This window comes from Heyndrickxia sp. NPDC080065, from assembly GCF_050281185.1.
GTDB lineage: Bacteria > Bacillota > Bacilli > Bacillales > Bacillaceae_C > Heyndrickxia.
Genome location: NZ_JBNNWS010000014.1, coordinates 20,287 through 43,360, shown reverse-complemented (window position 1 = coordinate 43,360; position 23,074 = coordinate 20,287). Strand labels below are relative to the sequence as shown.

The window sequence follows — 23,074 nt, the reverse complement described above, 5'->3', positions numbered from 1 at the left end:
AACTTCTCGGCTCTTTTTGTCCTCCTTTTTGAACACGTATTATATTCAGTCACCCAGATGAATGACTGCTTTTTTATGATATTTCGGAACTGCCTCCAAAACAGTTTCGTAAAGGACGATTTCATTTACTTGAAAACTTGGAGGATGGATGGTGATCTTCTTTAAGTTTTCTGATGAAAAAGGACAAAAAGACTCATCCCATTTTCTCGCTAAAGTAATATGTGGATTAAAAGGCCTTGTATCTAATTGAAACCCTGCATTTAAACATGAATTATATACTTTTTCCCTTAAAATATATAATTCTGGTGAAGCGAGTAAACCAGCCCAAAAAATTCTTGGGGCTTCTTTTCTACCAAAGGTACCTAACCCATGAATTTGTAATTTAAATGGGGAAGTATCGACAATCATTTCCCTTATATCGTTAATTGCTGTTTCTAGTTGACTCTTTTCAGCATGACCTAAAAAAGCTAATGTAATGTGGTAATCTTCACGGTGAACCCAACGCTTGAAAGGGAAATCCCTATTCAAGTTTTCACAGCTCATATGAAGGTACTCTTTTATAGTTTGAGGTAATGGAATGGCAAAGAAAACGTGGTTGGACGACATGTACATAACTCCCCTTATTAATTGTTAAACATATTTTATCAAAATTCTACGTTTATATAACATATTTCTCCACTTTTCACCATAGAATATTCTACCTACCCATTCAATTTTACGAATTAATCCTCTTGGATTCACTTGAAATTTTTAATAGAAGGGAGCAGACTTGTGCATAAAGGAGAAAAGGTTTACTACAATGGTGAGGAATATGAAATCTATTTTATTTATAATAGTGGGTACTGTGAGATAAAAAAACTTCATCGAAGAATAATACTTGTTCATCAGTCTGAGATACAACTAAAATCGGTTTCTACTGCATAAAGAAAAACCAGCCGACAAATGGCTGGTTTTATCTTTATCCTAAATTTTCTATCTCTTGCTTAAAAAATTGTTGTAGTTTTCTTGTGATAGGTCCTGGAGTCCCTGATGCAATAATTTTATCATTTACTTGAACAACTGGCATTACCTCTGAAGTAGTACTTGATACGAATACTTCATTTGCATTCATTAAGTCATTTACAGTAAATACTTCTTCTTTATAAGTAATATCATTTTCCTTACATATTTTTAGGATCACCCGTCTCGTAATACCGTTTAAAATCAAGTTTGTAGCCGGATGAGTCATTAAACAATTCCCTTTGACAATAAAAACATTAGACGAAGATCCTTCTGTTATTTCTTCTCCACGGTGTTGGATTGCTTCATAACAGCCCGCTTCAGCTGCTTTTTGCTTAGCTAAAATATTTCCTAACAGATTTAGACTCTTAATATCACATCTTAACCATCTGATGTCCTCAATTAATAATCCTCTAACACCTTTATCCAAAGAAGCTTGCGGAATAGGCATTTCTCTTGTATAGGCTACATAGGTTGGCGGTACATCCGAGCTTGGGAATCCGTGCTGCCTTGGAAAGTTCCCTCTCGTTAATTGAAGGTAAATAATCCCAGTAACAAGATTATTTATCGCTACTAATTCTTCTAAAGTTTGAACGAGCTCAGCTTTTTCATAAGGAATCGTAATTGCTACTTTTTCTGCACTTTCATATAAGCGATTTACGTGTTCTATCTTTGTAAAAAGCTTCCCATTATAAACTCTAATTACTTCATATACTCCGTCTCCAAACTGATAGCCACGGTCTTCAATATCAATACTTACCTCGGAGCGGTCAACAATTTTTCCATTAAAAATGATTTTCCCCATTTTAACCTCACACTCCCACTTATGTTTTATTTTTTTGTCTAGCACAAGCGACCGGCCCCTCGAGGTCAATGGCTGTTCAAGGCGCCCTGTGCTTTTCTTATTTTCTAGCTAATTCAAAAATCGCTTGTGCATAAATAGCTGTTGCTTTTAATAAATCCTCAATAAACATATATTCATCCTTTTGATGCATAACATCTGGGCGACCAGGGAATAGAGCTCCAAAGGCTACACCTGATTTTAAAGAGCGAGCATAAGTGCCACCGCCAATTGCAAGTAATTCTGCTTTCTCACCTGTCTGTTCCTCATAAACCTTTTGTAGAGTTAGAATGAGCTCATCATTTGCGTCTACATGGTGTGGCTTTGAATCTGAAAAATTTTCAACAGTAAAACCGAGTTCACTTGCAGTTGTAATTATCCGATCCTTCCCCTTTTCCATATCAAAAGTAACTGGATAGCGCATATTTAACCCAAACATACCGCCATTTACTTGATCGTAATTCATTTTTCCAACATTAATCGTTAAATCACCAGTAATATCATCACTATATTGAACACCTAAACCCTCACCACGTGATTGATTAAATAACACGTTCACAGCAAATCGGGCATATCGTTTTCCTGTTTCATCCAAATCTAAATTATGCAAAAACTTAGATAAATATAGACCTGCATTTTTTCCGTTTCTTGGCTCCATCCCATGTGCTGAAACACCTTCTAGTTCCAAATGCAATGCCCCATTATCAATAAAATATTTTCCCTTTAAATCATATTCTTCCAAAAATGCAGTATATTTTTGCAGAAGATCTGTTTGCTCTCCATCAAATGAAAGAACCGCAGTGGCGAAATCGGGAACCATATTATATCTTCTTCCAGATTGAAAGGATAAAAGTGTTGTCTTTGATTGATGATCTACTGATTGCGTCTTCATCACAATGTCGTAGTCAGCAATTCCTTTTTCAGCATTGATAATCGGAAAATCAGCATCAGGTGCAAATCCTATTGTAGGCATTTCCTCATTTTTAAAATAATGATCTACACAACGCCAATTACTTTCCTCATCTGTTCCAATGATCATCCGAACTCGTTTATCTAGTTTTATGCCCAGTTCTTTGACAATTTTCATTGCATAATATGCAGCCATTGTTGGCCCTTTATCATCACTTGCACCTCTGGAGTATATTTTATCATCTTTGACTACACCCCCAAAAGGGTCAACACTCCATCCATCCCCCTCAGGGACAACATCTACATGACATAGGATTCCAACTAAATCTTTTCCTTCTCCCATCTCTAAGTGACCAGCTAAATTCCCAACATTTTTTGCTGTAAATCCGTCTTTTTGACCAAGGTCTAATAAGTATTGCAAAGCTTCTTTAATCCCTGTTCCAAGTGGTGCATCAGGAGTTGCGTTTTCTTCGTCTAATACACTTTTTATTTTTAAAAGTTGTTGCAAATCTTCGATTAAATCATCTTTTCTTTTTACTACCTCTTCCATCCAATTAATGTTTTCCATTGCTCATCACTTCCTTAGCAATTTTTATGTAAGCTCTTTTCTTTATTTTTGTTGCATTTGAATCGAAAACCCTATAAATACAGCATCCAAACATAAAGAGAAATATTTTTAAAGAAAAGATGCCCGTATCCAAATGATATTAGGATTTTACACATGTACGAAATAGCAACATTTATTGGAACATAGACTTTATGTATGTTCTAATTGTTGAAACTCCTATTATTTTACTCTTTTTCGAGCATTTAATAAATCTTTTAATTGAAAATGTTTATTTTATCTGAAAATTATAATAATTAATCCTTTACTTCATATAATTAAACACACAGTATATTAAGCTTTCATTAATTTCCACCTTTCCCCTAGATATTTACAAAAAGAAGGTGTACAATGTAATTGTCAGACATCTTAGATTAAAAATATGAGTAAAAGAGAAGGAGTTGTCTAAATCGGATAACCATTTATCCTAATTCATATTGAAGATTAATCTTCAATCTCATAAGCCGTCCGTAGTCTTAGTCTTTGGAATAAAGATGAGGGAGTGGTTTTTTGAAACCTTCAACAAATCGCATGTTAACCCGAATTAAATCAATCTACATGTTTATAAAAGAAAATGGGACAGTGACAACACAGGACCTTGTAGATGAGTTCGGTATCACACCTCGCACCATTCAAAGAGATTTGAATGTGTTAGTTTACAATGACTTAATCATTAGTCCACATCGTGGGAAATGGACAACAACAGAGAAGAGAGTTAAGATGTCTTCTTAATGCGAGTAAATCAACAAAATATAAAATGACAAGGGTGACCCATAAGCATCAAATACTTACGGGTCACCCTTGTTTTTTTTCAGGTTCAAATTCTTTTAATAAGGTTATCTCTTCCTCCGAAAGTTCACGATATTCACCTAACTTAAGCCTTTCATCTAATCCAAGAGGTCCCATCGAAATTCTTTTTAAATAAATTACTTTTTTCCCGACCGCTTCAAACATTCGTTTCACTTGATGAAATTTACCTTCTGTTATCGTTAATTCAATATCAGAACGTATCCCTGATTTTAATATTTTTAAATGACCAGGTTTAGTTAAATAGCCGTCATCTAACATTACTCCCTGATTAAAAGCTTGAACATCTGTTTCTGTTACTTCACCTTGAATCACTGCAAAATATGTTTTTGGCACATGCTTTTTAGGTGAGAGCAGCCGATGAGAAATTTGTCCATCATTTGTTAATAATAATAAACCTTCCGTATCTTTATCTAATCTTCCTACTGGAAAAGGTTCAAAAAATGTATCTTCCATTTCCAATAAATCAATGACTGTTTTCTCACGTATATCCTCAGTTGCTGAAATAACTCCCGCTGGTTTATTCATCATTAAATAAATGTACTCACGATAGGTAATCGTTTCTCCTTGAATTGTTACATCATCATGATGTGGATCAATATGAACCTTACCATCTTTTACAATTTCTCCATTCACTTTAATGATCCCATCTTTTAATATTTTTTTTACTTCTTTTCGACTTCCTTGACCTGCATTCGCTAGAAATTTATCGAGTCTCATTCGAACACTCCCTATTAATATTCACTTAATCTTATTTACTTGGGTTATTAGCCTATACGCTTCGTTTCACTCGGCATAGGCTAATATGGGAAATCATTCCCCCCCTATTATTATATCCTACATGAGACTGGAGTGAGTGAACCTTGATGGATTTCAGACAACAACAAATGCCTATGCAATATCCCGGACAGCAGCCAAGCGTTGGTATTAACAGAAGAATCGAGAATATAGAAAGACGCTTGGACCGTATAGAACGAAGATTTGACCGCTTAGACCGACGTGTAACTCAAATCGAAAGATCTATGGGAACTTCGGGCTACGGACAAATTGGACGTTACTACTAATGTGAAAGGAGGTCAAATCTGACCTCCTCTTTTAACCTATGTGCAATTTGGATTTAAGCTTTTGAATTCGGGTACCGAATAATTTATCCGCTAATTTTGATCTTAATCCTAAATAGCCATAAACAATGACTCCAACGGTACCACAAATCAGGACGATGATTAATGATTGTAATTTAGACTCAGGCGAGAGAATGAGTGTCACAGCCTTATATACAACGATTACACTAACCGCCATTACTGCATTCATCAATCCTATTAAGATAGTTCTTCTTATGATTGTTTTAAAAGGATAATCTGCAAATATTTTTATAACAATGAGATTGATCAAAATAGACACTGAATAGCCAAGTGCTGTAGCATAGACAGCACCTTCTGTTTCAAACATCTTCATTAAGGGTATATTGAGACTTAATTTCACTAAAATCCCAACCAACAAACTTAATATGGTATACCTCTGCTCATTAATTCCTTGAAGGATAGCTGCAGTTACCGAGAACAGGGCAAATAATATCGCTACAGGTGCATATGCAGCTAAGACACCAGTTCCAAACGTACTATGCTCATAAAAAACGGTATAAACGGGTTCTGCTAATATGGACAAGCCAAGTGCAGCTGGAACTGTTATAAATAATAATACCTGAAAGGTTTGGTCAACTTGACGCACTAATTCATTTCTATTTCCCTTTGCAAAAGCCTCAGTTATTAAAGGTACTAAAGTTAAGGAAAATGCTGTTGCTAATGAAACTGGAATAATGACGAGCTTATGTGTGGAAAAATTAAGAACACCCAAATGCTCAAGAGTAATAGCCCGATTATATGTTAATTGATCAATCTCTTGATACATTGAATTTGCAATTCCTACTAAAACAAACGGAAAGGCATAGATAAATATCTCCTTGTACATATCAACAAGAGAAACCTTTATACTTCCCTTATCATGTGCTAATAATTCATCAAAATGATATTTCCTTTTTTTCCAATACCATAAAAGAACGATAAGACTTGCAATTCCTCCAATAAATGCAGCGAAAGTTGCGACACTTATAGCAGTTACCATACTGCCATGAAGAATCTTTAAGACGAAGAAAGCCCCAAATAAAAGGAAAACAATCCGTACAATTTGCTCCACTACTTGAGAAACGGCAGATGGTCCCATCGATTGATGCCCTTGAAAATATCCTCGTAACAAACTCATTACCGGGATAATAATTAAAGCAAAACTAACAGCTCTTATAACGGTTGCAATCTCTGAAATACTATAAGGACTATCTGATGTATGCATCGACCCCGCAAAAATAGGCGCAAAGATATACATAATCAAAAAACAAACGATACCAGTTAACGTCATTAATAATAAACCGGTTTTAAATAATCTTCTACCAACAGCGTACTCTTCTAATGCATTATACTTTGCAATATATTTTGATACTGCTAATGGAACACCTGCTGTAGCAATACTTATAAAAATAGTATAAGGTACATAACCAAATTGATAGAGTGCAGCTGGCTCAGATCCGCCAATTATCGCATAAAAAGGAATAACATAAAACAATCCAATAATTTTTGATATAATAGTTCCTAATGTTAATATAAACGTACCTCGTATTAGTTTTGAAGACATACAATCCCTCTAATAGTAAAATTTAAATGACACTAATATGTAGTGTACATCTAACAAGAAAAATTGACAATTTATTCGAAGAATCTTTTTTAATTAAGGCTCTTTCACGTAAACTTTGTTGCTTTTAAATCAACAATCCTAATAATACTGTAAAATAACATTCAGGAGGAAACACTTTTTTAAAAAAGATTCCCCGAAACTAGATATTATAAGAATTCTGCATACTGTACAAAATAGCAACAATATTTAAGAAAACTGACTTTATTACAGAATGATGAAAGAAAAAGGTGTAAAAAATGAAATATGATGTAATCGTAATCGGCGGAGGACCTTCTGGACTTATGGCCTCTATTGCAGCTGGCGAAACAGGTGCCAACGTTTTATTGCTTGATAAGGGAAATAAATTGGGAAGAAAGCTAGCCATTTCAGGTGGTGGACGCTGTAATGTAACGAATCGCCTGCCAATCGAAGAAATTGTCAAGCACATTCCCGGCAATGGACGTTTTCTATATAGTGCTTTTTCAATATTTAATAACGAAGATATTATTCACTTTTTTGAAAACTTAGGGATAGAACTTAAAGAGGAAGACCATGGGAGAATGTTTCCTGTTTCTAATCGAGCTCAATCAGTAGTAGATGCATTATTAAAGCGACTATCAGAATTAAATGTAGAGATTCGTATAAATACAAGTGTTAAGGATATTCACTATAAAGATGGATTTGTCCAGAGTGTTGAACTGATGAATGATGAAAACATCTCTACTAACTCTGTTGTTATCGCTGTAGGAGGAAAATCTGTCCCGCATACAGGCTCAACAGGGGATGGATATCCTTGGGCAGAAAAAGCCGGACACACTATTTCTGAACTCTTCCCTACCGAAGTACCGGTAACTTCTAATGAGCCTTTCATTAAGGAAAAAACATTACAAGGCTTGTCATTAAGAGATGTTGCCGTTAGTGTTTTAAATCCAAAAGGAAAACCGATCATTACTCACCAAATGGATATGATCTTTACCCACTTTGGAATTTCCGGTCCCGCTGTGCTTAGATGTAGTCAATTTGTCGTCAAGGCGATGAAAAAGTGGAATTTAAAAGAGGTAACGATGAATATAGACGCCCTTCCTGAGATGAATGAAGAAGAGATATTTCAAAAGGTTGTAAAAATAATAAAAGATGAACCTAAAAAAGCAATTAAAAATTCATTAAAAGGGTTTTTATCTGAAAGATATTTATTGTTCTTATTGGAAAAAAATCAAATTGATCCTAATACGCAAGGATCCTATTTATCTACAGAACAAATAAGAAACTTCGTAAAATCTTGTAAACATTTTCAGTTTCATGTGAATGGTACGTTACCATTAGAGAAGGCTTTTGTAACTGGCGGTGGAGTTTCCGTAAAGGAAATAGAACCGAAAACGATGGCCTCGAAGTTTGTTCAAGGTTTATATTTCTGCGGGGAAGTTCTAGATATTTACGGATACACAGGCGGATATAATATTACTTCTGCATTGGTTACAGGCAGACTTGCGGGAGTAAATGCTGCTTCTAACTCAGCGGAGCCTTTTTAAGGGCTCCGCTAGCTTTGTTATTTCCGATACATCACCATTGCGCTAAAACAATAAATTTGTTCATCATCTTCCTCAGATGCAACAGCGACATGATATTTAATATCTACTAGCGTATTTTCTTCTATTTTACTTAAAAAATGATTGACATCTTCCTCTAAATCCTTTTCATGTTCATAATCGAATAATTTCACTTGAATCATATTTTCTCTTCCTCTCCTATCTATTATTATTATTTTGGACAATAATTTCATTTTCGAAACATTCAATCATTTTTTTAAAATAGAAGGCTCTTTTCGTATAAATTGTTGTTTTTAGACTATAAACTTAGTCCGTTGATTTCCGCTCCAGACACTTGCTTTCCGCGGGGAGGGATGGGAGCCTCCTCGGCGTTACCGCCTGTGGGGTCTCCCACTTCCCTCTTTTTCCCGCAGGAGTCAAGTGTCCTCCGCTACAATCAACTCAGATTGTTAATAAAATATCACTAAAAAAGTAACAACCTTTACGAAAACAGCCTAAAAGAAAAACCAGCTGAATACTATTAATCAGCTGGTTTAGTTTCTTATAGCTTCGGTTTAGTTTCACCTGTCCAATTTAGCATGCCGCCTTCCATATTAACGACTTTATAGCCGTTGTCATGGAGGTATTCGCATACTCTGCCACTGCGGCCACCTGAGCGGCAAATCATGATATATTCTTTATTTTTATCTAATTGATCAAGTGAATCAGGAATTTCACCCATTGGAATATGTTTTGCCTGCGGAATCATTCCTTCTGCTACTTCTTCATCCTCACGTACATCAATTAAATTCAACTTTTCACCGCGATCAAGCTTTTCTTTTAATTCATCAGGTGTAATACTTTGATATTCAGCCATTCAACTTCATCCTTTCACATACATTCTTATGTTATTATACCAAAAAGTTAAGGAAAGAATCGACATGGAGGCTTATGAAGTTTGCGGTCTATATCAAATAAATTACTTACCCAATATACGATACGTTAAGTATACAAATAATTTTTGAAATGTAAAAACAAGATCGGTAGCGAATATTTTACACTACCGATCTTGCTTTTATAACATTTTATTATCCCACAACAATATTTACTAGCTTTCCTGGGACAGCAATTACCTTACGTACTGTTTTTCCTGCAAGTAATTCTTTTACTTGTTCATTATCCATTACAAGGGTTTCAAGCTGTTCTCGAGAAATATCACTCGGAATCATCAATTTAGACTTAACCTTTCCGTTCAATTGAATCACTATTTCTACTTCTGCATCTACCAATTTTGCTTCGTCAAACGTTGGCCATGCTTGGTAAGTAATTGTTCCTTGATGCCCGAGCATGCTCCAAAGCTCTTCAGCAATATGAGGGCAAATAGGTGAAAGTAGTTTAACAAAGCCTTCAATATACTCTTTTGGCAGCACATCTGCTTTATATGCTTCGTTAATGAACACCATCATTTGTGAAATAGCTGTATTGAAGCCTAGATTTTTATAGTCCTCTGTTACTTTTTTGACTGTTTGATGATAAACCTTTTCCAGAATTTCACTATTCCCATCTTGGACTTTACTTGATATTTGTCCATCTTCCTCAATTAACAAGCGCCAAACTCGATCAAGGAATCTTCTTGCACCATCTAGACCGTTTGTTGACCAAGCGATAGATGCATCTAGGGGTCCCATAAACATTTCATAAAGACGAAGGGTGTCGGCACCATGACTATCGATAATTTTATCAGGGTTAACAACATTCCCCTTTGATTTACTCATTTTTTCGTTATTTTCACCAAGAATCATCCCTTGATTATATAGCTTTTGGAATGGTTCTTTTGTTGGGACAACACCAATATCATATAAAAATTTATGCCAGAATCTTGCATAAAGTAGATGAAGTACAGCATGCTCTTGACCGCCGATATAGATGTCAACCGGAAGCCATTTTTTCAATTTATCGTAATCAGCAATCGCCTTATCATTTTTAGGATCTATATAACGCAAGAAGTACCAGCTGCTTCCAGCCCATTGTGGCATCGTGTTCGTTTCACGTCTACCTTTTTTACCTGTAACAGGATCCTCCACATTTAGCCAGTCAGTAATATTAGCAAGTGGTGATTCACCAGTACCTGATGGTTTAATTTCCTTTGATACAGGAAGGGTTAGTGGGAGCTGATCTTCAGGTACAGTTGTCATTGTACCGTCTTCCCAATGGATAATTGGGATCGGTTCTCCCCAATAACGTTGACGACTAAATAGCCAATCACGAAGACGGTAGGTCACTTTTTTCGTACCAACCTTTTTCCCTTCAAGCCAATTAATCATCTTTTCAATTGCATCTACTTTATTAAGACCGTTAAGGAAATCAGAATTAATATGGTCGCCATCACCAGTATATGCTTCTTTCTCAATATCTCCACCAGCAACTACTGCTTTAATTTCAAGTGCAAATTTTTTCGCAAATTCATAATCGCGTTCATCATGTGCTGGTACTGCCATAATCGCTCCAGTGCCGTAGCTCATAAGCACATAATCGGCAATCCAAATTGGCATTTTTTCACCATTAACTGGGTTAATCGCATATGCCCCTGTAAATACTCCTGTTTTATCCTTTGCAAGATCCGTTCTTTCAAGATCACTTTTTGTTTTAATTTGCTCTAAGTAGTCAGTAATCGCTTGCTTCTGTTCTTCAGTAGAAATAACATCAACAAGTGGATGCTCTGGGGCTAGAACAGCATATGTTGCACCAAACAATGTATCTGGACGAGTCGTAAAAACTGTAAAGGTTTCATCGGTTCCTTCAATGTTAAAAGTAACCTCTGCACCTTCTGAACGACCGATCCAATTTCGCTGCATATCTTTTAGGTTCTCTGGCCAATCAAGTTCATCTAGATCATCTAGCAAACGATCAGCATAAGCAGTTATTTTTAGTATCCATTGTTTCATTGGACGGCGTTCAACTGGATGACCGCCACGTTCACTTTTCCCATCAATAACTTCTTCGTTGGCAAGCACCGTACCAAGTGCAGGGCACCAGTTAACTGGCACTTCATCAACATAAGCGAGTCCTTTTTCATAAAGCTTAAGAAAAATCCACTGTGTCCACTTATAATAATCAGGATCAGTAGTATTAACTTCACGATCCCAGTCATATGAAAAGCCAAGTGATTTGATTTGACGAGTGAATGTATCAATATTATGCTTAGTAAACTCTCTTACATCATTTCCTGTATCAATTGCATACTGCTCAGCAGGTAAACCGAAAGCATCCCATCCCATTGGATGAAGCACATTAAATCCTTGCATCCGCTTCATTCTTGAAATAATATCAGTTGCTGTCATGCCTTCTGGATGACCAACATGAAGTCCTGCTCCTGATGGATAAGGAAACATATCTAATGCGTAAAAATTTGGTTTGTTCTCATCCTCTTTTGTTTGAAATGTTTTATTCTCTTCCCAATACTTTTGCCATTTTTCTTCAATTTCATGATGGTTAAAGCTCATGAATATTACCTCCTTTTAATCACAATACAAAAAACCCCTCATCCCTAAAGGGACGAGAGGTTGATTTATAACTCCCGCGGTACCACCCAAATTAGTGTAAACACCACTCACTTCATTCATCCTTAACGCGGAAAACGGCAAATATTACTTTAACCCAATATTGGATGTTCACATTTGCAACTCAAAGGCGAGTTCATGATGTTCCTGTTTGGCTTGCACCAACCGCCAAATCTCTATACAAGGGGGCACCATTACTATTCCTTATCAACGTCAAACCTATTTGATAATTGTATTAACAATTTTATCTAATTTTATTCACAGTTTCAAGCATAAATTATCATTTCATCGAGAATTGTGTCTTCCTCACATTGAGACCGTTTGTTTTTCAACATTCGTTTTTAATGGTCGATCATAGATTAATGAAAGAATGATTGAAATGACTAATAAAATAAGAAGTGAATTAAATAATATTGACATATTATATAAATCTACAAGAATACCACCCAATAATGGACCAATCATTCTTCCACCGGTGGCGGTACTATTGACAATTCCTTGGAATAATCCTTCTTTTCCTTTTGGTGCTAAATTATCAGCTATAGTTGGTACAGTTGGCCATACAAACATTTCTCCAACGGTTAAAATAATCATCGCTGCTAAGAAACCTTTAAAATCATTAGCAAAACCAGCTATTCCAAAAGATATCATAAAAATAATAATTCCTGTGATAATAGGTCCTTTTAAATTAGTCCCGAACCATTTTACAACTGGATTCACCAAAGGCTGACCTAAAACGATAAGCGCACCATTAATGGTCCATAGCATGCTGTACTGCCCTAATGAAATATTTATTTCTTGTGTGTAAGTTGCAATGGTTGATTGCCATTGTACATATCCTACCCAACACAATAAATAAGCACTACATAAAATCATAAGTGCGACCAATTTAGATTTGCTTTTTACCACTTTTTTCTCTTGCAGGACACTTGTATAATTTCCTGGGTCCGTTTTAATTTTTTTATAACCAAAAAAGGCAATTAGGAAAAAGAGAATAAACATAATTAAATTGGCAAGAAAAATGTAATCAAAGGAAAAAGAAGCAACTAAGCCTCCAAGAGCAGATCCTACAGCAACACCAAAATTTTGAGCAATATAAACTGCATTAAAAGCTTTCCTTCCTCCTTCTTTCCAAACAGCACCGGCCATCGCAAACATGGCAGGTACTATGATACCGGATCCAAATCCTATAATTGTTAAAAGAATCGGATAGGTTGGCCAACCGTGCCAAAAAGCCATTCCGGTTAAAGAAAAGATAGTAATACATATTCCAAGTAAAATCGTTCGATAACCTCCGATTTTATCGTATAAACTTCCACCTATTAAATTTCCAATCACGCTTGCAGCTGAATTTAACATTAAAACAATACCTGCAACCGTTAAAGATTTCCCCAAATGATCATGAATATAAATCGCGTTTAAAGGCCATAAAAAAGAAGAGCCTGTTACATTCACCATCATACCAATCACCAATAACCACAAGGATCTAGGCATGAAAACCGCTCCCTTCCTCCCCATAATACATTTACCCTCACAATTCTATTCCTTTTTATGACACCCGGCAAGTAGCAATTTACTTGAAAATTAATCACCTAATATTCAGTAAAAAGAAAAGGTGACTCATAAGCATCCGACACTATGCTTCCTGAGTCACCCTCATTTTAGTCAGGTTGTTCGATATGTTGTTTTGAGCGGATTGGCTGGCTCTTTTTAGCGTTTTTCTTTTTCAACTCTTTTACAGGATCGTAATCCTGCCCAGCTTCCATGTCTTGATTATTTATCCCATTTTTCGTTTTTTGCTCAGGATTGTTTTTCTTTGAACGTTTATCCATGATTTTCCTCCAATCATTACATTGGCCTATCATGATTTAAAAGAATCATTTGATTTTGAACTTGTTGCAGCTGTAATCTCATTCGGTGCAACTGCTCTCTTTGCTGTGAATTGGAACTATTAGCTAGCTGAGTTAAATCATTGTATGAGCTTTCTAGCTCTTGCAGCGCAATTTGGTATTCGTTATCATAATAATGTTCCTGCCTGCTACCTTCAATAAACTGTTCCTTAGCATATTCAATCGCCTCTTCACAACGCTGGATATGTTCTCCAACCGATTTTCTTGTAGCCAACTCCGTCCCCTCCTTCATTTGCATTAGAAGAAATAGACACCAAACGTACTTTTCGAAGCATTTGGTTTTAAATGAATTTTTGAAGCTGCGGGCTTCATCTATTATTTTGTTCATAAAAGCTTTTACTATGTTGGCAATCGAAGGAATCTAGACTGCATATCTTGTTAGTGATAAAATTTTAGGCGAGTCATTTAATTAGGTTGTTTTCACAAAGAATTTTGCTATTTCGTATAATGTATAATAACCTAATATAATTTGGTTTCAGGGCATCTTTTCTTATAAAAAAGTACTATTTTCAAAATGCTTTGATACTGAGTATAAAGTTTTCAATTCAAAAGCAGCAAAGTTTAAGAAAAGAGCCTTTTATCAAAAACTTTTTTATAAAAATTTGGAGAAATATACATGAAGCTATTAAAAATTTTGGATTTTGCCCACACACTGCTTAAAGAAGCTATAAATGTTAATGATATTGTTATCGATGCAACCGTTGGAAATGGTTATGATACAGCATTTTTATCTCACTTAGTAGGTTCGGAAGGTTTAGTTTACGGATTTGATATACAAAATGAAGCCATTCTATCTGCGAAAAAGTATTTAGAAGAAAAAAATTTAACAACAAATGTTGTTCTTTTTAATAAGGGTCATGAAACAATCATGAATTCCATCCCAATGAAACATTACGGAAAAATTTCCGGAGCCATTTTTAATTTAGGCTATTTACCTGGAGGGAACAAACATATAGTTACACAGGCGAATACAACTATTTTGGCTATTAAACAGCTTCTTGAAATAATCAAACCTGAAGGAATAATCGTTCTGGTCATCTATCATGGTCATCCTGAAGGTGCCATCGAACGTGACGCAGTGATAAACTTTGTTGAATCCATTGATCAAAAAAAAGCACATGTCTTAAAATACCAATTTATTAACCAAAGAAACAATCCACCATTCATAATAGCTATAGAAAAACGATAACCCCATTTTTAGGTTATCGTTTTTCTAGCAAGTCTAAACCCAGAGCATAGTTTCCGCTTTTCTTTTCTTATCTTAGTTTAATTCAGCACTTCTCTTCTTATTTCTTAAAAAAGCCTTTACTATTCCAGAAGGAATCAAGCTTTGAATTTTCCGATAGGCTCTTCCATTCCAATAAAAGAAATGGCTAATCTTTCCCCCGTATTTAATCATTTTCTTAGAAATCCTTTGAACATCCTTTTGTTTATGAACTTTGTCATCCGATAGATATACAGCTAATAGACCGCGATTAATTAATTTATGAAATTTTTGGTCTGGCAGCTTTTCTGTATGTTTATCTGCTTCTGTAAGAAAATACATGAATCGTTCTAACAATTGATCATTATTATCGTAATAGAAACAAAAGTTTAAATCCCCACCATTACGGTCTTCATCTTGATCAATAAAATAGTCAAGAAGTATATGTAATCCTTGTATGTATGGAAAATAACCCTCACGAATAATCTGGGAATGCTCCGCTTTAAAATCCTCACGAAGGCAATAGGAAACAAGACAAAAAATTCCTAATGTAGATCCTGAACATGCGGAAAATTCATACCATTCCATCATTGGTAAAGAATGTTTGTATTTTTCAAACCATGCCTGTAAACGAGTTTCTCTTTCCTCCACTCGAACATGCTTATGTATTTGCAGATCACAATAATATTGACATAGCTCTAATAATTGCTCTTTAATAAGACAATATTTAGACATCCCTGACAAAACCTCTTGGCAAGTTAAAACAAGTTGCTGTAAATAGCCACCGTCATTTTGATCTTCTCGCAGCCGATAATAATTCTTTAGTTTTGCATCGATAGTTAGTGAGTCTTTCATGGACTCATGTAAAGCCGCGAAGTCATCCGGATCAAGAGATGTACTGCGGTCACAAAGATTATCAAGGTAATCACTAATCGTTTGGTAAGCTACGATAAATTTAATTGCCTCATCCTTATGATCTAATGCAAGAAGAGCAAGAATTGAACCTCCTTCACAATGAAAGGTTTTATGTTCAATACTGGCTAAAGCTTGACAACGTAACTCTTCATTTGGAATAGATGCAGCTTTATCTTTCCAGTACATTAACTCACGATGAACACTTGGAAAAACGTTCCGATATACACGGTTCATCAATGATATTGGATGTGAAGGAATGTTCATTTTGTAAAATCACCTCATTTAATAATATATCCTAAAGAACTAAGTCTCGTTTCAACAAAATTCTTTGCGTATTGAAACACTTCTTCTCGTTCTGGTTCACTAAATATTTCATGATAGCTGTCTGGCCAAACCTTATATAGTTTTTCAGACAAGGAAACTTTATTAAACCAATCGTTTACAGCTAGTTTATTTACAATTTTATCATTTCCTCCCTGAAGAACCAAAAAAGGAACATCGGGTATTTTGGGTATGTTAATGAAAGCCAATTTCATAGCCTTTATTAACTCACGGTACCATCTAACAGAAACTTTAGTAACATAGAGGGAATCATTTAAAGCAATATCCCTGACTTCCTCATTTTTCGTAACAGACTCAATCAAAAGTCCGCTGGAAAATTTGATCTGAGGGGCTACCCGATTTAAACCATGAGATAAAAAGCTTAAAAATTTTGAAGGATAATTTACTAAATCTAAACAAGGTGCAGAAAGTATAACACCAGCTAGATTTAACCTCTCCTCTTGCAGTGTCCTTATCACTACAAGTCCTCCCATACTATGACCTAATAAAAACACGGGAACATCAAATTGATAAGCAGTTTGTACCCAATCTTTTACTTCAAAAATATATTCATCAAAGGAATCGATATGACCTCTTTGGGATCTTGTTGTCATTCCTTGGCCTGGCAAATCCCCCATTATTACATGGTATCCAGCCGATCGCCACATTTCAATAAGCCAGCTGTATCTTCCATGGTGTTCCATCGCCCCATGAACAATTACGATAACAGCTTTTGGATCTTGATCTGCTTCCCACTTCCACATATCTGAAACCTCCTTCTTGTCTGGCTTTGTAATTATAAATTATTTTAAATGAAACCATAAAATAAGAAAAGCGTAAGCGCCTTGATTAGCCTTGGGCAACCTATGATACCTTTATAGTTTTTATTATTGTACCCATTCTGAAAAAATGACAAAATAAAAAAGACAACTGTTCCAATCTTATGTCTATATAGGAAATAATTCAAATTATAAATCAAGAAAGGAAAGTGCTCATATGATTTACCCATATAAAGGAAAACAACCGCAAATCGCTGATTCAGCATTTATTGCTGATTATGTAACTATAACTGGAGATGTAACCATAGGTGAAGAATCGAGTGTTTGGTTCAATACATCTATACGTGGTGACGTTGCACCAACAATCATTGGAAATAAAGTAAATATCCAAGATAACTCTGTTTTACATCAAAGCCCAAATAATCCACTTATTATTGAGGATGAAGTAACAGTTGGACATCAAGTTATTTTACATAGCTGTAAAATTAGAAAAAAAGCACTAATAGGCATGGGATCAATTATATTAGATAACGCAGAAATTGGTGAAGGTGCCTTTATTGGAGCAGGAAGCTTAGTACCACAAGGTAAAATTATTCCACCTAACACATTAGCATTTGGTCGACCTGCTAAGGTGATTAGAACATTAAATGAAGAAGATATTAAGGATATGCTACGAATATCAAGAGAATATGCTGAAAAAGGCCAATATTATAAGTCACTTCAGAAATAATCATCTTAAAAAAGGCTATCTTAGGATATATCGTTGTTTTTCGGATAAATTCTCAATGCTAAAATAATTTTGTTACGTGCTCTTTTCCCTACATAATTAGTCTCTAATTCCAAAAGGACGATAAATTAGAATCGTAAAAATCCTATTAGATATTTACTACGTAAAATCTTTACCGATTTTTACTTGATGTTAAAAACAACATAATTTACTAAAAGAGCCTAAAAAAACACATACATACTAAAAAAATGATGAAAATTGTCGATGTAAATAATATAAACTATTTATACGGGTGATTGATAATGAAATCCATTCTTTCAGGATTTACTATCTTTTTACTAGCGACAATCATTTTTTTATATGGTTATAAAAATATAGTAAAGACTGATACCATCAAAGATAAAAATCTTGAATTGACACAATCTGATTTAAACCAATTTTATAAAATTGTAAAAATAAAAGACAAGGTGTTACTTAATATCCCTGTGATTTCACAATTTCCAGAATTAGCTCGAGGATGTGAAGTCACAAGTCTCGCTATGCTGTTACATGCAGCTGGAATTAGCAGCGACAAAATGACACTTGCAAAGGAAATTAAAAAGAATCCAACTCAAAAGAAATATATCGACAATAAAATTTATTATGGGAATCCTCACGAAGGTTTCGTTGGAAATATTTATACGTATGAAAAGCCTGGACTTGGTGTCTATGTTCAACCAATTATTGAGCTAGCTGAAAAATTCTTACCAGGGAAAATAGTAAATCTGACAAAAAATTCTTTCGAAGAACTTAAAGTTCATTTATCTGATCAACGACCAGTTTGGGTTATTATTAATACGACATATAAACATTTGCCTAATTCATATTTTGAAACATGGTATACTGAGAAAGGTCCTATTCGTGTTACTAGTAAGGAGCATTCTGTATTAATTACGGGATTTGACAAGAAATATGTTTATTTTAATGATCCACTAACTGGAGAGAAAAATAAAAAAGCACCCATTAACGACTTTGAAAAAGCCTGGGTGCAAATGGGCAGCCAAGCCATTACTTACCTCAATTAGGTTTGTAATACTGGCTGCTTTCTTCTTTTTTAAAGTTTTATATTTTCGGAACCTTGTATATAATGTGATAAAAGCAATCGGCTAATTCGTCGATTGCTTTTAATCCAACCTCTAAACTCTCACCTCTAGATTAAACCGTTGTCTCTAAATTAGAAAGCTTATATTGCTTTTGAAAGTCATATTTTTCTTCCATATAAACAGCATGCCAAATCATAAATACAAGGACAGTCCATATTTTTCGACTATGATCCAGTTTGCCTTGGCAATGTTCTTCTAATAAATTTAAAACATAGTGCTTATTAATAATATGATCCGTACCACTTTCGTGAATGATTTGTTTTGCCCAATCATGCATCTCATCTTTTAACCAGTGACGAATAGGTACAGGGAAGCCTAATTTTTTACGGTCAAGGACATGATCTGGCACTATTCCTTCAGCTGCTTTTCTTAAAATATACTTAGTCGTATTATCAGCCGTTTTTAAGCTAGTTGGAATTTTTGAAGCAACTTTAAACACTTCTTTATCTAAAAATGGAACCCTTAATTCTAATGAATGTGCCATCGTCATTTTATCCGCTTTTAAAAGGATATCACCGCGCATCCATGTATGAATATCGATGTACTGCATACGATCAACTGGATCATAGCCTTTTGTCTCCGCGTATAACTGCTTTGTAATTTCTGTATAATCCATACCTGATTTATACTGAGCTAACAAATCCTTCTTCTCAGCTTCAGTATACATCTTAGCATTTCCAATGTACCGTTCTTCCATTGGAGTTATACCACGTTCAATAAAGCTTTTCCCTTTAACACCTTCAGGTAGAACCTTCGCCAATGCTTTTAATAATGATTTTCCAATCGCGGGAATTTTATTAAATACTTCTAATGATTGTGGCTCACGATAAATATTGTATCCACCGAAGAGTTCATCTGCCCCTTCACCTGATAATACAACGGTTACGTGTTTTCTTGCTTCACGTGCAACGAAATATAACGGAACACATGCTGGATCTGCTAGAGGATCGTCTAAATGCCACATAATTTTAGGCAATTCTTTCATATATTCTTCAGGTGTAATTACGTAGCTAATATTTTCAACTCCAAGCTTTTCAGCTGTTTCCTTTGCTACATCAATTTCACTGAAGCCATTACGTTCAAATCCTACTGAGAAGGTTTTAATATTTGGATGAAATTGCTTTGCAATGGATGCAATAATTGAAGAATCAATACCGCCTGACAAGAATGATCCAACAGGAACATCACTTCGCATATGAACATTTACCGAATCAAATAATACATCTTTGATTTCTTTGATAAATTCATTTTCTGATTTTTGAACAGGCTGGAATGAAGCTTTCCAATAACGTTCCATTTTCATTGGTTCGCCCAATTTTTTGATAAAATAATGACCTGGTTCTAATTTTTTGATGCATTTAGTCATTGTTTCTGGTTCTGGAACAAATTGATATGTCATATAATGTTGGGCAGCTTCATAATTTAGTTCTTCATTCTCCATTGCGAGAAGAATACTTTTCTTTTCTGAAGCAAAAAATGTACGATTCTCTTCTTCTTTATAGAAAAATGGCTTAATGCCGAATGGATCACGGGCACCAATCAATATTTGCTCTTGTTTATCCCAAATGGTAAAAGCAAACATACCACGAAGTTTTTCTACTGCCTTTTCTTTATAATAACTATAAAGTGCCAGAATAACTTCTGTATCAGATGATGTTTCAAATGTTAACCCAGCTTCAAGTAATTCATTTCTAAGCTCAAGATAGTTATAAATCTCACCATTAAAGATAATCCAGTAACGTTCATTTTCATATGTTAACGGCTGATGACCGCTTTCTATATCAATGATACTTAGTCGGCGAAAACCAAACTGTATATGTTCATCTTCAAAAAATCCATCATCATCTGGACCACGATGTGTAATGATATTGTTCATGTTTTTAAAAAGCTGTCTATCTGTATCTCTTAATTCAATCTCATTGTCATGTATACAACCGATAAAACCACACATTATGTATGTCACCTACTCCATTTCTAATTAACATACTACTTTTTTAAAAAAATTACACTTCATAATACTAACATTTTTTCGCTACTTTTGCAGTAGACAATCATTTTATTTTTTTATTACAAAGTCTGTTTTCGTAAAGAATGGAAAAATCCTACTGCCGATTTTTCCTTGTCGCTATTTCGCATATTGTATAAAAACTAATATAGTTTGTTTTCGGGGCATCTTTTCTTAGAAAAGTGCGTATGCTTAAATGGCTTAATACTGTTATAAAGATTTTTCGATTCAAAAGCAACAAAGTTTAAGAAAAGAGCCATTACAAAAGGAAATGGAGTTACGATATAATTGTAACTCCATTTTCTTTAAGATTAAATATTCAATGCTTGCTTACGTAAAGCGTCTGCTTTATCAGTTCTTTCCCAAGGAAGATCAAGATCATGGCGACCAAAGTGACCATAAGCAGCTGTTTGTTTATAAATTGGGCGACGTAAATCTAACATTTTGATTATCCCAGCCGGACGAAGATCAAAGTGATTACGAACCGCATCGATTAATACATCCTCAGTTACTTTTCCAGTTCCGAATGTATCAATGGAAATAGAAACTGGCTGCGCCACTCCAATAGCGTAAGCCAATTGGACTTCACATTTCTCTGCCAAGCCAGCAGCCACTATATTTTTCGCAACATATCGAGCCGCATATGCAGCAGAACGATCCACTTTTGTAGGATCTTTACCAGAGAATGCCCCTCCGCCATGGCGTGCATATCCTCCGTAAGTATCTACAATAATTTTGCGTCCTGTTAAACCAGCATCTCCTTGTGGTCCTCCAATAACAAAACGACCTGTTGGATTAATAAAATACTTTGTATTTTCATCGATTAATTCACTTGGAACAACTGGACCTATCACATATTCTTTCACATTACGTTGGATTTGTTCTAAGCTAATTTCAGGATGATGCTGTGTTGAAACAACAATCGTATCGATACGTACCGGACGATCATTCTCGTCATACTCAACCGTTACTTGTGTTTTTGCATCTGGACGTAAATATGGTAATATGTCCTCTTTACGTACTTCTGCAATTCGACGCGCTAATTTATGTGCTAATGAGATTGGTAACGGCATAAGTTCTTTCGTTTCATTACATGCAAATCCAAACATTAAACCTTGGTCACCTGCACCAATTGCCTCGATTTCTTCTTCAGACATTTGTCCTTCGCGCGCCTCTAATGCTTTATCAACACCCATAGCAATGTCTGCAGATTGTTCGTCAATTGATGTTAAAACTGCACATGTTTCTGCATCAAACCCGTATTTTGCACGTGTATAACCAATATTTTTTATCGTTCCTCGAACAATTTTTGGAATATCTACATAAGTGTTGGTTGTAATTTCACCAGCTACTAAAACAAGCCCTGTAGTAACAGATGTTTCACATGCAACCCGGGCATTTGGATCTTTTTCTAAGATCGCATCCAAAATTGCATCTGAAATTTGGTCACAGATTTTATCGGGATGTCCTTCTGTTACTGATTCAGATGTAAATAAACGACGTTTTTTTGTCATCTCTTTTCCTCCCATATTAAGAATCTCTACTATCTATTTTTACGCCTCACGGTACTCATTCCCATTATTATGAAATAAACCAAGGATTTTATCCTTTTCAAGATTTTTATTTGGCTGTTTAAGTTTTTAAAATGCCTTTTAGACAATTTATTTATTAAACAGTTTGCCCCTGCAGTTTTATATACTACAAAACGAATAAAAATCACATTCATAGGTTACGAAAGCGGATAATCTAACATAAAATAAACCCTTCCCCATCATACTATTATGAGAGGAAAGGTTTAGTTCGATTACCCGTGCCTTTCACTCTTATCGTTCAAGGATTAACCTTGCCTCTGGTTAGCACCGTTTCATTCTAGAGGTTAGATTTTTTTAAACTGGCAAAACCAGTTTTTTATTTCTAACTTCAAACCTCTAAATTCTAGAATGCCGGTTGCTGGGTTTCATAGGGCCTGTCCCTCCACCTACTCGGGATAAGAGTATCCGTTCAAGGTAAAATATTACGCAATTTGTTTTACCATGTCAATACTTTTTGTTATCATTAATATTCGTCATTTATTTCCTTTATATATATCTAAACTTAATAA

General features: G+C 35.0%; 21 protein-coding genes, 1 riboswitch and 1 other annotated feature. Of the genes, 6 read left to right on the top strand and 15 right to left on the bottom strand.

Annotated elements, in window-relative coordinates:
* Positions 1–45: 45 nt before the first annotated feature.
* The 3 genes from thpR to pepV all read right to left on the bottom strand — a co-directional run bounded on the left by thpR (position 46) and on the right by pepV (position 3,317).
* Positions 46–606 (bottom strand): RNA 2',3'-cyclic phosphodiesterase, encoded by a 561-nt coding sequence (gene thpR / locus ACQKP0_RS17340; protein WP_427407081.1) that lies wholly within the window; start codon positions 604–606, stop codon positions 46–48.
* Positions 607–958: 352 nt separating this feature from the next.
* The gene (dat, locus tag ACQKP0_RS17335) at positions 959–1,804 is read right to left on the bottom strand and encodes a D-amino-acid transaminase (RefSeq protein ID WP_427407080.1); all 846 of its coding nucleotides are present in this window, start codon (positions 1,802–1,804) and stop codon (positions 959–961) included.
* A 97-nt stretch (positions 1,805–1,901) separates the two neighbouring features.
* Positions 1,902–3,317 carry a dipeptidase PepV gene (pepV, locus tag ACQKP0_RS17330; protein ID WP_427407079.1) on the bottom strand — a complete coding sequence of 472 codons (1,416 nt, stop codon included), beginning with the start codon at positions 3,315–3,317 and terminating at the stop codon, positions 1,902–1,904.
* Positions 3,318–3,863: 546 nt separating this feature from the next.
* On the opposite strand from pepV, the gene ACQKP0_RS17325 reads away from it, so the two are divergent.
* The gene (locus ACQKP0_RS17325; RefSeq protein ID WP_427407078.1) at positions 3,864–4,085 is read left to right on the top strand and encodes a DeoR family transcriptional regulator; all 222 of its coding nucleotides are present in this window, start codon (positions 3,864–3,866) and stop codon (positions 4,083–4,085) included.
* Positions 4,086–4,148: 63 nt separating this feature from the next.
* Here ACQKP0_RS17325 and ACQKP0_RS17320 read toward each other — a convergent pair whose 3' ends face one another.
* Positions 4,149–4,880 carry a pseudouridine synthase gene (locus ACQKP0_RS17320; protein ID WP_427407077.1) on the bottom strand — a complete coding sequence of 244 codons (732 nt, stop codon included), beginning with the start codon at positions 4,878–4,880 and terminating at the stop codon, positions 4,149–4,151.
* Positions 4,881–5,026: 146 nt separating this feature from the next.
* Here ACQKP0_RS17320 and ACQKP0_RS17315 point away from each other — a divergent pair, with 146 nt between their 5' ends.
* Positions 5,027–5,224: a hypothetical protein gene (locus ACQKP0_RS17315; RefSeq protein ID WP_427407076.1), complete on the top strand. Its 198-nt coding sequence runs from the start codon at positions 5,027–5,029 to the stop codon at positions 5,222–5,224.
* A 31-nt stretch (positions 5,225–5,255) separates the two neighbouring features.
* Here the strand turns inward: ACQKP0_RS17315 and ACQKP0_RS17310 are convergent, their stop codons facing one another.
* Positions 5,256–6,845, bottom strand: a complete 1,590-nt coding sequence (locus tag ACQKP0_RS17310; protein WP_427407075.1) for a putative polysaccharide biosynthesis protein — start codon at positions 6,843–6,845, stop codon at positions 5,256–5,258.
* Between the two features lie 296 nt (positions 6,846–7,141).
* Here ACQKP0_RS17310 and ACQKP0_RS17305 point away from each other — a divergent pair, with 296 nt between their 5' ends.
* Positions 7,142–8,413 carry an NAD(P)/FAD-dependent oxidoreductase gene (locus ACQKP0_RS17305; RefSeq protein ID WP_427407074.1) on the top strand — a complete coding sequence of 424 codons (1,272 nt, stop codon included), beginning with the start codon at positions 7,142–7,144 and terminating at the stop codon, positions 8,411–8,413.
* A 17-nt stretch (positions 8,414–8,430) separates the two neighbouring features.
* Here ACQKP0_RS17305 and ACQKP0_RS17300 read toward each other — a convergent pair whose 3' ends face one another.
* The 6 genes from ACQKP0_RS17300 to ACQKP0_RS17275 form a co-directional block, all read right to left on the bottom strand.
* Positions 8,431–8,613 (bottom strand): sporulation protein Cse60, encoded by a 183-nt coding sequence (locus ACQKP0_RS17300; protein WP_427407073.1) that lies wholly within the window; start codon positions 8,611–8,613, stop codon positions 8,431–8,433.
* 359 nt (positions 8,614–8,972) lie between these two features.
* Positions 8,973–9,287, bottom strand: a complete 315-nt coding sequence (locus tag ACQKP0_RS17295) for a rhodanese-like domain-containing protein (RefSeq protein WP_427407072.1) — start codon at positions 9,285–9,287, stop codon at positions 8,973–8,975.
* 211 nt (positions 9,288–9,498) lie between these two features.
* Entirely contained in the window at positions 9,499–11,913 is a 2,415-nt protein-coding gene (leuS, locus tag ACQKP0_RS17290; RefSeq protein ID WP_427407071.1) for a leucine--tRNA ligase, read from the bottom strand.
* Positions 11,914–11,958: 45 nt separating this feature from the next.
* Positions 11,959–12,190: a binding site (T-box leader), on the bottom strand.
* An 86-nt stretch (positions 12,191–12,276) separates the two neighbouring features.
* Positions 12,277–13,464, bottom strand: coding sequence for an MDR family MFS transporter (locus ACQKP0_RS17285; protein WP_427407070.1), 1,188 nt, complete (start codon positions 13,462–13,464; stop codon positions 12,277–12,279).
* A 167-nt stretch (positions 13,465–13,631) separates the two neighbouring features.
* Positions 13,632–13,802: a glycogen biosynthesis protein GlgD gene (locus tag ACQKP0_RS17280; RefSeq protein ID WP_427407069.1), complete on the bottom strand. Its 171-nt coding sequence runs from the start codon at positions 13,800–13,802 to the stop codon at positions 13,632–13,634.
* 16 nt (positions 13,803–13,818) lie between these two features.
* Positions 13,819–14,094 (bottom strand): YtzC family protein, encoded by a 276-nt coding sequence (locus ACQKP0_RS17275; protein WP_427407068.1) that lies wholly within the window; start codon positions 14,092–14,094, stop codon positions 13,819–13,821.
* A gap of 402 nt (positions 14,095–14,496) precedes the next feature.
* On the opposite strand from ACQKP0_RS17275, the gene ACQKP0_RS17270 reads away from it, so the two are divergent.
* A complete protein-coding gene (locus ACQKP0_RS17270; RefSeq protein WP_427407067.1) occupies positions 14,497–15,069 on the top strand; it encodes a class I SAM-dependent methyltransferase in 573 nt (190 codons plus the stop codon).
* 72 nt (positions 15,070–15,141) lie between these two features.
* Here ACQKP0_RS17270 and ACQKP0_RS17265 read toward each other — a convergent pair whose 3' ends face one another.
* Both ACQKP0_RS17265 and ACQKP0_RS17260 read right to left on the bottom strand, forming a co-directional pair.
* Positions 15,142–16,263, bottom strand: coding sequence for a tetraprenyl-beta-curcumene synthase family protein (locus tag ACQKP0_RS17265; RefSeq protein WP_427407066.1), 1,122 nt, complete (start codon positions 16,261–16,263; stop codon positions 15,142–15,144).
* A gap of 14 nt (positions 16,264–16,277) precedes the next feature.
* Positions 16,278–17,084, bottom strand: a complete 807-nt coding sequence (locus ACQKP0_RS17260) for a lysophospholipase (protein WP_427407065.1) — start codon at positions 17,082–17,084, stop codon at positions 16,278–16,280.
* 232 nt (positions 17,085–17,316) lie between these two features.
* Here ACQKP0_RS17260 and ACQKP0_RS17255 point away from each other — a divergent pair, with 232 nt between their 5' ends.
* Positions 17,317–17,829, top strand: a complete 513-nt coding sequence (locus ACQKP0_RS17255) for a gamma carbonic anhydrase family protein (protein ID WP_427407064.1) — start codon at positions 17,317–17,319, stop codon at positions 17,827–17,829.
* 299 nt (positions 17,830–18,128) lie between these two features.
* Positions 18,129–18,890, top strand: a complete 762-nt coding sequence (locus tag ACQKP0_RS17250) for a C39 family peptidase (protein ID WP_427407063.1) — start codon at positions 18,129–18,131, stop codon at positions 18,888–18,890.
* Positions 18,891–19,020: 130 nt separating this feature from the next.
* Here ACQKP0_RS17250 and asnB read toward each other — a convergent pair whose 3' ends face one another.
* Both asnB and metK read right to left on the bottom strand, forming a co-directional pair.
* Positions 19,021–20,919 carry an asparagine synthase (glutamine-hydrolyzing) gene (gene asnB / locus ACQKP0_RS17245; protein WP_427407188.1) on the bottom strand — a complete coding sequence of 633 codons (1,899 nt, stop codon included), beginning with the start codon at positions 20,917–20,919 and terminating at the stop codon, positions 19,021–19,023.
* A gap of 365 nt (positions 20,920–21,284) precedes the next feature.
* Positions 21,285–22,487 (bottom strand): methionine adenosyltransferase, encoded by a 1,203-nt coding sequence (metK, locus tag ACQKP0_RS17240; protein WP_427407062.1) that lies wholly within the window; start codon positions 22,485–22,487, stop codon positions 21,285–21,287.
* 306 nt (positions 22,488–22,793) lie between these two features.
* Positions 22,794–22,967: riboswitch (SAM riboswitch) on the bottom strand.
* Between the last annotated feature and the right edge of the window lie 107 nt (positions 22,968–23,074).